The organism is Companilactobacillus suantsaicola, from assembly GCF_004745525.1.
Lineage (GTDB): Bacteria > Bacillota > Bacilli > Lactobacillales > Lactobacillaceae > Companilactobacillus > Companilactobacillus suantsaicola.
This window is the reverse complement of the sequence record NZ_RKLY01000002.1, coordinates 64,299-76,832: the sequence shown is the minus strand read 5'-3', so window position 1 is coordinate 76,832 and position 12,534 is coordinate 64,299. Positions and strand designations below refer to the sequence as shown.

The 12,534-nt window shown below is 36.7% G+C and carries 10 protein-coding genes; 9 read left to right on the top strand and 1 reads right to left on the bottom strand.

Features of this window, described 5'->3' with window-relative positions; all coding sequences use genetic code 11:
* Positions 1-26 precede the first annotated feature (26 nt).
* The 3 genes from rny (at position 27) to EGT49_RS01120 (ending at position 3,693) form a co-directional block, all read left to right on the top strand.
* Positions 27-1,592, top strand: a complete 1,566-nt coding sequence (gene rny / locus EGT49_RS01130; RefSeq protein WP_135371122.1) for a ribonuclease Y — start codon at positions 27-29, stop codon at positions 1,590-1,592.
* 109 nt (positions 1,593-1,701) lie between these two features.
* Complete coding sequence (locus EGT49_RS01125) at positions 1,702-2,787, top strand: glycosyltransferase family 4 protein (protein ID WP_135371194.1); 1,086 nt, start codon at positions 1,702-1,704, stop codon at positions 2,785-2,787.
* Between the two features lie 141 nt (positions 2,788-2,928).
* Entirely contained in the window at positions 2,929-3,693 is a 765-nt protein-coding gene (locus EGT49_RS01120; protein WP_135371121.1) for a helix-turn-helix transcriptional regulator, read from the top strand.
* A gap of 111 nt (positions 3,694-3,804) precedes the next feature.
* Here the strand turns inward: EGT49_RS01120 and EGT49_RS01115 are convergent, their stop codons facing one another.
* Positions 3,805-4,443, bottom strand: a complete 639-nt coding sequence (locus EGT49_RS01115) for a YigZ family protein (protein WP_135371120.1) — start codon at positions 4,441-4,443, stop codon at positions 3,805-3,807.
* 32 nt (positions 4,444-4,475) lie between these two features.
* Between EGT49_RS01115 and EGT49_RS01110 the strand changes: the two genes are divergently transcribed.
* From EGT49_RS01110 to EGT49_RS01085, 6 genes are all read left to right on the top strand, one after another.
* Positions 4,476-5,771, top strand: a complete 1,296-nt coding sequence (locus EGT49_RS01110) for a DEAD/DEAH box helicase family protein (RefSeq protein WP_135371119.1) — start codon at positions 4,476-4,478, stop codon at positions 5,769-5,771.
* Between the two features lie 332 nt (positions 5,772-6,103).
* Positions 6,104-6,448 (top strand): ComF family protein, encoded by a 345-nt coding sequence (locus EGT49_RS12570; RefSeq protein ID WP_246013767.1) that lies wholly within the window; start codon positions 6,104-6,106, stop codon positions 6,446-6,448.
* Positions 6,449-6,546: 98 nt separating this feature from the next.
* Positions 6,547-7,095, top strand: coding sequence for a ribosome hibernation-promoting factor, HPF/YfiA family (hpf, locus tag EGT49_RS01100; RefSeq protein ID WP_135371117.1), 549 nt, complete (start codon positions 6,547-6,549; stop codon positions 7,093-7,095).
* A gap of 1,254 nt (positions 7,096-8,349) precedes the next feature.
* The gene (gene secA, locus EGT49_RS01095) at positions 8,350-10,710 is read left to right on the top strand and encodes a preprotein translocase subunit SecA (protein WP_135371116.1); all 2,361 of its coding nucleotides are present in this window, start codon (positions 8,350-8,352) and stop codon (positions 10,708-10,710) included.
* 41 nt (positions 10,711-10,751) lie between these two features.
* Positions 10,752-11,862 (top strand): peptide chain release factor 2 gene (gene prfB / locus EGT49_RS01090; RefSeq protein WP_135371115.1). Its coding sequence is split into 2 segments (ribosomal slippage): positions 10,752-10,823 and positions 10,825-11,862, totalling 1,110 coding nucleotides; the frame shifts between segments, so codons are not numbered across the junction.
* A 5-nt stretch (positions 11,863-11,867) separates the two neighbouring features.
* On the top strand, positions 11,868-12,533 hold the full coding sequence (locus EGT49_RS01085) for a response regulator transcription factor (RefSeq protein ID WP_135371114.1): 666 nt from the start codon (positions 11,868-11,870) through the stop codon (positions 12,531-12,533).
* The last annotated feature ends 1 nt before the right edge of the window (position 12,534 follow it).

The following is a 12,534-nucleotide window of genomic DNA, read 5'->3' as shown; positions in this document are numbered from 1 at the left end:
AAAAAAGCAAATATGGAGGTGATAGCGTGTATCCAGCTATCATAACCTTCTCTTTCGCTCTAGTAACATTGATCGTAGGTATACTATTCGGATATGCTCTCTGTAAAGATGCTTACGAAAAGAAACTTTCACAAGCTAAACAAACTGCTGAAGACATTGTTTCGGACGCAAAGAAAGCTGCTAAATCCTTGAAAAAGGAGACGCTTCTTGAAGCCAAAGATGAGATTCATCAATATCGTGAGAAACAGGAAGATGAATTGAAGGAACGTCGTAAAGACATTCAGAAACAAGAAAATCGCATTCTCGAAAGACAAGACATTTTGGACAAGAAAGACCAATCGCTTGAAAAGCGTGAGGAAAATATCGAGAAGAACGAAAATGACATTTCAGCACGACAACATAAACTTAGTGAAAAAGATAAACAATTGACTGAAACTCTTAACGAACAGCAAGCGGAGCTGGTAAGAGTAAGTAACTTAACACGTGAACAAGCAAGAAAGATTATTCTTGGTAAGTTAAACAAAGAATTGGTACATGAGCGTGCCAAGATGATTAAAGAAAGTGAAGAACAAGCTAAGCAACACGTTGAAAAAGACGCAAAAGAATTAATTGTTGCAGCTATTCAAAGAAGTGCCGCCGATACGGTTTCCGAAAACACAGTTACGACTGTTACCTTGCCTAATGAGGACATGAAGGGGAGAATCATTGGTCGTGAAGGTAGAAATATTCGGACAATTGAGGCTTTGACAGGGGTAGATTTGATTATTGATGATACTCCTGAAGCAGTCGCTTTGAGTGCTTTTGACCCTGTCAGAAGAGAAATCGCTCGAATGGCACTTGAAAAATTAATTGAAGATGGGCGAATTCATCCAGCTAGAATCGAAGAGATGGTTGATAAAGCTCGTAAAGAAATGGATGATCACATTCGTGAAATCGGTGAACAGACCATTTATAGTTTAGGTATCAGTTCGATTAATCCTGATTTGATCAAGATTATTGGACGTATGCAATATCGTACAAGTTACGGTCAAAATGTTTTAAGTCACTCAATCGAAGTAGCTAAATTATCCGCTGTAATGGCTGCTGAAATGGGTGAAGATGTTATGTTAGCAAAACGAGCAGGTTTATTACACGATATCGGCAAGGCTATCGATCGTGAGGTCGATGGGTCACACGTTGAAATAGGTGTTGATATCGCTACTAAGTATAAAGAACCAGAGGTAGTCGTTAATACGATTGCTTCACATCATGGGGATGTAGAACCAACATCATTTATTGCAACAATTGTTGCAACTGCTGATGCAATTTCGGCTGCACGTCCAGGTGCAAGATCAGAATCGATGGAAAATTATATTCATCGACTTGAAAAACTTGAAGAAATTGCCAATAAGCATGATGGCGTTGATCACTGTTATGCTATTCAGGCTGGTCATGAAATTCGTGTCATGGTCAAACCGGAAGAGATTTCTGATGATCAAGCTGCAATCTTAGCTCGTGATATTAAAGGGGAAATTGAACAGAATCTTGAGTATCCTGGTCACATTAAAGTTACTGTTGTACGTGAAATTAGAAAAGTAGAATTGGCTAAATAAGAGGGGTGTATCGTTGGATACGCTCTTTTTTAATTTCCTTTTTGTTTAGGGATTTGGTATTGTATAATTGTTCTATTAATGGAAAGTGAGTTTTTCAAAAATGTCGGGTATGTTTAGTGTAATAGTAAAATTATTTTTAACGATGATTATATCGGCCATCATAACTCCTTTCGTAGTAAAGTTAGCCTATATTTTAGGTGCAGTTGACAAACCAAATGCAAGGCGTGTCAATATCAAGCCAATGCCTACCATGGGCGGTTTGGCTATTTTTATTGCATTTAACTTTGCTACGTTTGCTTTGTTGCGTGAACAATTCCCAACACACGAATTGTTCAGTGTCTTTTTAGCCGAGTGTATTATCGTCTTGACAGGAATCATTGATGATATTCGTGAATTATCACCAAAAGCTAAATTAGCTGGAATTTTTGCAGCCTCATTAGTTATTTATTTTCTCGCAGGAATCAGAATGAATGAGGTTACTTTACCAATCATTGGTTCGTTTGAATTGGGTTGGTGGAGTTTACCGATTACGATTATTTGGATTATTGCAATTACCAACGCGGTTAACTTGATCGATGGGTTGGATGGTTTGGCAACTGGAGTTTCGATTATTGCGCTGTTTACCATGGGCGTGATGGCATACTTCTTCCTAAACCTAACCAACGTTTATGTTGCAATTTGGATTTTTGCTTTAGTCTTTGCATTAGTTGGTTTCTTGCCGCACAATTTCCATCCGGCTAGCATCTTTTTAGGTGACACGGGTTCATTGTTCATCGGTTTCATGATGGCAGTCTTCTCATTAAAAGGTTTGAAGAACGTTACTTTCGTTACTTTGTTAATGCCAGTCGTTATCATGGGAGTGCCGATTACTGATACTGTCTATGCGATTTTAAGACGTTTATTAAACAAAAAACCGATCATGCAAGCTGATAAACATCATTTGCATCACCGGTTAATGCAGTTAGGTTTGTCACATCGCCAAACTGTTTTGGTTATTTATGGATTATCTTTAGTCTTTGCCTTCATCTCACTGTTATACCCACTTTCAACTCTGTGGGGTAGCATTTTACTGACAGTCGGAGTTTTGATAGGATTGGAATTATTTATCGAATCGATTGGACTGTTAGGTGACAATCGCCAACCATTATTGCGGGCAATACAAAAATTTATCAAACGATTAGAAAAGAAAAATTAACAGACGTCGTTATAACGCCTGTTTTTTTTGTCTAAAGATAGATTCTACAATTGCTAGACTCAAGAACTGTTGCCTATCTACAGGACATAGGTAGTATGTAGGTAGAAAATCCTTTTAAATGTGAATTGAGGAGAGATGAAAATGGAATTAAGTGAACAATTGAAGAAGTATCGTAAACAAAACGATTTAACGCAACGAGAACTAGCATTGAAATTAAATGTTTCGGATAAAACAATTTCGAGTTGGGAAACTGGTCGAACTTATCCAGATATTTCGTTATTGATCAATTTAAGTTCTATTTTGGATGTCTCTTTGGATGAATTTTTAAAGGGAGATGTGACAACAGTGGCAAAGATTGATAAAGATTTGAAATTAAAAAAGGTTTACAAGAAATGGCTGATCATTGTGATTGCTATCTTGATTTTCGTTGGTGGTGGCTTTATTTTTCTTTCGACGTATCAGTATAAGAATGTGACCGTCGACCGGTTTAATCCTTTGCTTCAAACTAAAATTGGCTATGCAGCTTTACCAACCGAAGAGACTGCAAATGATTCGGATTATGTGCAAGTAAAAGTGGGAAATAAAACTAAAAAGACTTTGGGAAGTCCTTTTAAGCACATGGTTGTAACGGACAATGCTTTTGGGGATTCAATGTTTCTGACGTTTTATGGTGGATTGCCACCAAAGGATAAACCATATGCTATGGTTAGACATCGAGGAATTTACGTTTCACGGATTAATTTTGTAAACTGGGATGCAATTCCTAGGGGAATCCGTAACAATATGTATCCTGATTACGCTAAGTATCGTGAGATGTATCAGATGTGGCGTGAAGGTCAAAAGAGTTACAAAGGTAAAGGCAATGATAATGTTGCTTTTACGGTTCAAACTGGTAAATATGATTGATTAGTGTAAAAAACAGCATCTATTCCTAGGACGTAGTTGACTATAAGTCGTTCTTACGTATCAGGACATGGATGCTGTTTTTTGGAAATATTAACGGCAATTAATGTGAATTTAATTAGCCTCAATGGGAACTTGTTTGTAAGTTTTTTTGGTTTCTTTTAGCGTAATTTGATTTTGAAAGAGGTCTTTTATATCCTGGATGGCTTGATCTGTAGTATCTAGATCCAAGAAAATCTCACATTTAATGTCGGCTGCGAATTGTTTGTTTTCTAAAATGATTTTTTCGTTTTTAGCATAATTTTCAAACTTGTCGAAAAGGTGGTAGGGAATTGTTAATTCAAAACCTTGTTGAATCCGATTTTCTACCAAACCAATATCTCTGATGGCTTCAGCCGTGGTTGATGAATAAGCTCTGATTAAACCACCGGCACCTAATTTGATACCACCAAAATATCTTGTTACTACGACACAGACATTTAGTAGGTCTTGTTGTTGTAGGACGTTCAAAATCGGAGAACCAGCTGTACCACTAGGTTCACCATCGTCGGACATTCTTTCAGTTTTAATCTTTTCCATGACGATATAGGCTGTACAGTTGTGGGTCGCACCGGATTCTTGTTCACGGATTTTTTGAATGAACGCCTTAGCTTCAGCTTCAGAATTAGTCTGAGCGATGTGGGCGATAAAGCGTGATTTCTTAATATCTTTTTCGAAACTACCAGTTTTGGCAATTGTTTTATAATTTTCCAAAAATAATTTCTCCTTTTAACGTAATTTAGAGTATGACAAATTTAGAAGAGTACTTAGGTGGACGCATATTTAATTTGCGTGATTTGGATTCAGATACTATCTCGACACTGCTTGTGTATGGGGCAAAAATTTATTCAGCGACTTATCAGGAGGACAAGCAAGTTTATTGCCGTCGCTGTTTGATGCCAATTAGTGAAACCAAGTATTGTCGTAATTGTATCAATCTTGGGAAAATTAATACAGACGATCGACTGTTGATTACGCCGTCAGGACTTAAATTTCCAGTTCAGAGTCAATATTTGAAGTGGGATGGTAAGTTGACAACCAATCAAGAAACGGGTGTCAGAGAGCTTACAGAGGCCTTTAAAAAACATCGTGATCATTTAGTCTGGGCAGTGACAGGAGCTGGTAAAACGGAGATGACTTTTCCCTTAATTGAACAAGCTTTGAAAAATCAACAGAGGATTGCTATTTGTTCACCGAGGGTGGATGTCTGTATTGAATTATTTCCGCGGTTACAAAAGGTTTTCCCTAATACTTCGATTGGGTTATTTCACGGTCAAAGTTTGGAGAAGTATCATCTGACGCAGATTTCTGTCATGACGGTGCATCAATTGATTCGATTTGAAAAAGCTTTTGATGTTTTAATTGTCGATGAAGTAGATTCCTATCCTTTAGCCCGTAGTTTGATGTTGCATAAAGCTATTAAAAAAGCGAAAAAGAAAACAGGAATGATTACTTACTTATCTGCAACTCCTCCAAAAGAGTTGATTAGTGAAGTGCAAAATAAAAAAATTTCACTGACTAAATTGTATCAAAGATTTCACGGTCATCCTTTACCGGAGCCAAGGTGTCATTTGTTATTCAAAAAAATTGATTTTCTAGGTATTAATCCGCGTTTAAAATTTCATTTGCAGCAAGCTTTTAAAAATCACCGTGTAATGCTATTTTTTCCTTCAATTCCTGAAATGTTGGCTTTTTCAAAAAAATTGCATCGAGAATTTCCAAATTTAACGTTTGTGACGGTCAGTTCTAAAGATCCACAGCGTTTAGAAAAAGTTCAGAAGTTTCGTGAGCGGCAAGTTCAAGTCATTTTGACCACGACGATTTTAGAACGAGGTGTAACTTTCAAAAAAATCATGGTGATAGTACTGAATGCCGATGCTAAAGAATTTTCGAAAACTTCGTTAATTCAAATTGCTGGACGTGCTGGGCGTGGTAAGGATTCATTTGATGATGAAGTGCACTTTTATTATTATTATTACAATTTGCAGATCAAGCAAGCGTGTGCCGAAATAAATTCACTTAACCAACAGACAAAAAAATGAAATGCTTAAATTGTGGTTCAGAAATAACTAATAATTTAAAAATTATAGAAATATTTTCTTTGACACCAATCACACCAAATTATATCTGCAATTTTTGTCGACAACAGTTGAAACCCTTGATAAATCGGGATAACTGTCCGAGATGTTTTAAACCTGAAAGTGGAGGAATTTGTTCTGATTGTCAGATTTGGGAGAAAAATTATCATAAAATCAATTGCCATCAAGCTTTGTTTGAGTATAATCAATTCATACACAGCTACTTTAAGCTGTATAAAAGGTATGGAGATATCTTGTTAGCCAAATTGTTCTATCAAGATATAAAGAGTTGGTCTTTGAAAAATCACTTTGATGTAGTTACATATATTCCTGCAAGCCCTGGTCATTTAAAAGAACGTGGCTTTGATCCGGTTTATGAATTGTACGCAGACATTTTTGATTTACAAAACCTCTTGAGCAAAAAAGATGCCGATAAACCTCAAGCACAAAAAAATCGTTTGGAGCGAATGAAAACGCCACAAACGTTTTTTGCCCAACCGGCAATCAATCAATTATCAAAAGATCAGAGCATTTTAATTTTAGATGATATTTATACGACAGGGCGGACTTTGATGCACGCTCATGATATATTTTTTGAACGTGGATTTACAAATATTTCCACGTTTTCATTATCAAGATAGTGAAAACGTTGTCATATCGGCATAAGAATATTATAATTGCATTAAAGAGAAGTAAGAATACTCTTTAATTTCCTACTCGTCGCAAAGGAGAGATTATTATGTTAACGATTAATGTACGTGGTGAAAATATTGAGGTAACTTCATCAATTCGTGAATATGTTGAGAAGAGAATTTCTAAAATGGAAAAGTATTTCAGTGACGATAGCAATCCTATTGCTCACGTAAACTTGAAGACATATCCATCAAAGGGTACAAAAGTTGAAGTTACAATTCCATTGCCATATATCACATTGAGGGCTGAAGAAGTAAACGATGATCTATATGCTGGAATTGATTTAGTAATCGATAAACTAGAAAGACAAATCAAGAAGTTCAAGACTCGTGTAAATCGTAAGAGTCGTGAAAGTGGCAGCATTAGAGATATTCCTATTGATGATGTGACACCAAAGGATACTGAAGAAGATAAATCAGAAATCGTTAGAACAAAACGTCTTTCATTGAAACCAATGGATGCTCAAGAAGCCGTTCTACAAATGGAAATGTTAGGCCATGAATTCTTCATCTTTGAAGATTCAGAGACTAATGGCGCAAGTATTGTATACAAACGTAATGATGGCAAGTACGGTTTGATTGAAACAAACGAATAGAAAAATAGAGTATTAATTTTATGAGAATAAATAGCTTAGGATAATCAGGGATGGTTATCTTGGGCTTTTTTTGTTTGGGGTGGTGGTTGGATGCCGTCTTCCGCAACATCTCTGGGAAACGCTGGAACGCGGTGGACGCAACTTGAAGCCAATTCCAAAAGCGGGAATGGTCTTCTTGTAAATGCTAAAGCGGTTCTCACTCTAGTTTGGTTAGTGAGTTAGTGTAAATTGCCGTCCTCCGCACAATCCCTGTGATGAGCTGGAACGCTGCCGACGCTATTTTGAGCTTTTGCAAAGTACGCAAAATCTCAAAACTAGGTCTTTTCCTAATCGCTAAAGCGATAAGGAAAATTTGGCGGCTGAGTCATCACAGGGATTGTACTCCGGACTAGATTCCGGTTTTATTTTTTTATCTGTTTACCATAAAAATGGGAAAAACAAGAAGTCACTACTAATGGAAATACCATTAATAAAGCATTTCTGTAACTTTTATAACCAAACTAAGATGAGAACCGCTAAAGCATTAACAAGAATTTCACGGCTGAGCATTTCCCAGAGATGTTGCTCCAGACTAGAAATTGAATCTATGCAATAATTTGGTGAATTCAAAAGAGGATACCATGTCTATTGGTGGGAGGTATTGGACTATTTTATTGTATGGGTATGTTACGATCCGTTAAATTTTAGTTATTTAGTTATTAGAATTGATAAAAATAAGAAAAGACATTATTAGAAATGCAGTGTATTGCAGCAAACTAGTGATGTCTTATTTTTTATTGTTTATACCTCTATTTTGAATGGGAAAAACAATTCAACTATAAAAATATCAGGCGCAATCTATGAATAGAATTGATATTCCTAAAAGAATGGAAAGTAAATAAAGCATAGAAGTGAAATTCAGTCCGGAATAGCAAAGTCGATTTGGCTCAGATGTGAAATTATTCTTAGCAACTTGTTGCTTAGAATAAGGCCGAGCTTGAAGACAATTTCCGATTTTGAAATTGGCTCCAAGTCGGCCCACATCGTTCCAGCCAAAATCGGCTTTGCTATGGAGGACGGCATACTTAACCAAACAAGAACCAAAATAATCCTTACTTTTTTTACTTTGTAAAGTATTCTTAACACTACAATTAGTAAAAGTGGTGTATCATTGTATTCCTGAAAAGTCTATTTTAAAGATAATAAGTTTAAAAGTTTAAAAATTAATGCTACTATTAAGAGTATGTTTATTACACTTAGGAGAGATATATAAATATGGCAAATCCGCTAAGAAGATGGGTCGAAAGCGATAAAAGAGAAGTCAAACGTATGGGCAAGATTGCCGATAAAGTCGAAAGCTATGCTGATGAATATAGCAAGCTCTCTGACGAGGAACTTCAAGCTAAGACTCCTAAATTTAAAGAAAGACTAGCCAATGGTGAAACACTTGATGATATTTTGCCAGAAGCTTTTGCAACCGCTCGTGAAGGTGCCAAAAGAGTTTTGGGACTCTATCCATTTAGAGTTCAATTGATTGGTGGTATTACACTTCATGAAGGTAATATTGCTGAAATGAAAACTGGTGAAGGTAAAACTTTGACAGCTACACTTCCAGTTTATCTAAATGCTCTTGCTGGAAAAGGTGTTCATGTTGTTACAGTTAATGAATACTTGTCTGGTCGTGATGCTAAAGAGATGGGTGAATTGTACAAGTGGCTCGGTTTAACTGTTGGATTGAACCTCAATAGTATGGACCCAGAAGAAAAGCGTGCTGCCTATAACTGTGATGTAACTTATTCAACTAATAGTGAATTAGGTTTTGATTACCTACGTGATAACATGGTTGTTTATAAAGAACAAATGGTTCAACGTCCATTGCACTATGCAATCGTCGATGAAGTTGACTCCATTTTGATCGATGAGGCTAGAACTCCATTGATCATTTCTGGAGCTGCTGAAAAGTCTACTGCCATGTATGTTCGTGCTGACCGATTTGCCAAAACACTTGAAAAAGATGATTACAAGATTGATTGGCCAACTAAGTCAATCAGTTTAACTGAAACAGGAATTAGAAAAGCTGAAGATTACTTCGGTCTCGATAATTTATATGATATTGATAACACTGTTTTGAATCACCATTTGGATCAAGCTTTGCGTGCTAATTTCATTATGAGTCTTGATATTGATTACGTGGTTCAAGACGGCGAGGTTAAGATCGTTGACCAATTTACTGGTCGTGTTATGGATGGTCGTCGTTATTCTGACGGTTTGCACCAAGCTATTGAAGCTAAAGAAGGTGTTGAGATTCAAGATGAAACCAAGACAATGGCTAACATCACTTATCAAAACTTCTTCCGTATGTACGACAAATTAGCTGGTATGACTGGTACTGCTAAAACTGAAGCTGAAGAATTTAGAGAAATCTATAACATGGAAGTTATCTCAATTCCTACTAACAAACCAGTTATTCGTGATGATAAAGAAGATTTACTTTACCCAACATTAAAGAGTAAGTTTGCAGCGGTTGTTGAAGATATTAAACGCCGTCACGCTAAAGGCCAACCAATTCTAGTTGGTACAGTTGCGGTTGAATCTTCTGAATATCTATCCAAGTTATTGGACAAAGAAGGTATTCCTCATGCTGTCTTGAATGCTAAGAACCATGCTAAGGAAGCTGAAATCGTTATGAACGCTGGTCAACGTGGCGCTGTAACTATTGCTACTAATATGGCTGGTCGTGGTACTGATATCAAGCTTGGACCTGGAGTTCGTGAAGTCGGTGGACTTTGTGTTCTAGGTACTGAGCGTCACGAATCACGTCGTATTGATAATCAGCTTCGTGGACGTTCTGGTCGTCAAGGTGATCCAGGTGTAACACAGTTTTACATGTCACTTGAGGATGACTTGATGAAGCGTTTTGGTTCAGAACGTATCAAACGTGTTCTAAAGGCTTTGAAGATTGAAGATGACGATGCTGTTATCCAAAGTAAAATGATGACACGTCAAGTTGAATCAGCTCAAAAACGTGTTGAAGGTAATAACTACGATACACGTAAGAATACTTTGCAATATGATGATGTTATGCGTGAACAACGTGAAGTTATTTATAAAGAACGTATGCAAGTAATCAATGAAGACAAAGATCTTGATAAAGTCTTAATGCCAATGATCGAACGTACTATCAAGGCACAAGTTGATGTTCACACTCAAGGTAAACAAGAAGATTGGGAATTGGAAGCAATTGCTGACTTTGCAAAATCTGCTTTAGTAAATGAAAATCAAATGTCAGTCGTTGATCTACAACTTAAATCACAAGACGAAATCGTTAACTACTTAATGGACTTCGTTAAGAAAAATTATGAAGAAAAGAAGCAACAACTTGGTGATCCTGCCCAAATGCTAGAATTTGAAAAAGTTGTTATTCTAAGAGTTGTTGATGAACATTGGACTGATCATATCGATGCCATGGATCAACTACGTCAATCAATTGGACTACGTGGTTACGGTCAATTGAATCCTTTGGTTGAATACCAAGAAGAAGGATACAGAATGTTTGAAGAAATGGTTTCAGATATTGAATATGATGTTACAAGACTATTCATGAAGGCCGAAATCAGACAAAATATGGAAAGATAAAAGCGGGCCTTGGGGCCTGCTTTTTTTATAAAGGTGATTAAATGGAATTTGGAGAGATTAAAAATAAGATTTCCGAGATGGAAAACAAAATAAGTCAGTTCAGGGGGTCTCTTTGACTTAGAGTCACTCGAAGAAAGTATTGCTGAAAATGAGAATAAAATGGCTGAACCAGGTTTTTGGGATGACCATGACAAGGCTCAAAAAGTTATCGATGATACTAAGGCGATGAAAGATAAGTATGATAATTTTAACGAACTCAGCCAAGGATTGGATGATATTAAAGTTGCCGCGGAACTTTATCAAGAAGACCCTGAAGATGATTTGATGCAACAAATGGTAGACGAATCGTCTGATCTGGAAAAAAAGCTTCGTGCTTATGAATTAATGATGTTATTGTCAGAACCGTATGATACACACAATGCAATCATGGAAATTCATCCTGGTGCTGGTGGAACAGAATCACAAGACTGGGGTTCGATGTTGTTGAGAATGTACCAACGATGGGCTGACCAACACAACTTTTCAGTTGAAATCGAAGACTACCAACCTGGTGATGAAGCTGGTATCAAGAGTGTTACGATGATGATTCGAGGCAAAAATGCTTATGGATTATTACGTTCCGAACGTGGAGTTCACCGTCTAGTAAGAATTTCACCATTTGATTCAGCTGGTCGTCGTCACACTTCCTTTGCATCAGTTGATGTCATGCCAGAATTGGATGATAGTATACACGTTGATATTAATGATGATGATTTACGAGTTGATGTCTTCAGATCATCAGGTGCTGGTGGTCAACATATTAACAAGACCTCATCCGCGGTTAGAATTACTCATTTACCAACTGGAATCGTCGTCAGTTCGCAAGCTCAACGTTCACAATTGCAAAATAGAGAGACTGCCATGAACATGTTGAAGGCTAAACTTTTCCAACGAGAAGAAGAAGAACGTGCCAAGAAGCATGCAGAAATTCAAGGGGAACAAAAGGATATTGGTTGGGGATCACAAATCAGATCCTACGTTTTTCATCCTTACACAATGATTAAAGATCATCGTTCAAATTATGAGACCGGAAATGGTCAAGCAGTCATGGATGGTGATTTAGATCCCTTTATTTACGCTTATCTCCAATGGAAATTACAAGGAGTCAAATAAAAGTTATGAAAAGCAAGATCTTAGTGGTCGATGATGAACCTGCAATTTTGGAATTGATCGAATATAATTTGGAAAATAATGACTATCAAGTGAGTACTGCAACCGATGGAGCAATGGCTTTTGAAAAAGTCAGTACCGATGATTTTGATTTAATGTTATTGGATCAAATGTTGCCAAAAATGAACGGGATGGAAGTTTTGAAAAAGATGCGCCAATCCGATATTTTAACGCCCGTGATTTTTTTGACTGCCGTCGACGCTGAAGATAGTAAGATCCAAGGATTGATCAGTGGGGCCGATGATTACATTACTAAACCTTTTAGTATTAAAGAACTTTTGGCAAGAATTGAAGTTGTTTTACGACGCACCACCTCTGTTCAACACAAGAAAGAATTTCAATTGAACACTGATGTTAAAAGTTTAGTTATGGATGGTAAAGAAATCTCTTTAACGAAAAAAGAGTATGAATTACTAGAATTTTTAATTAGAAATAAAGGTATTGTTGTATCTCGCGAACAAATTTTTGATAATGTTTGGGGAATCAATTCAAATTCACAAATGAGGATGGTTGATATTCAAATTAGCCACCTTCGTGATAAAATTGAAAAGGACACCAAAGATCCACAAATAATTAAAACCGTGCATGGCTTCGGTTATATATTAGAGGTATAAC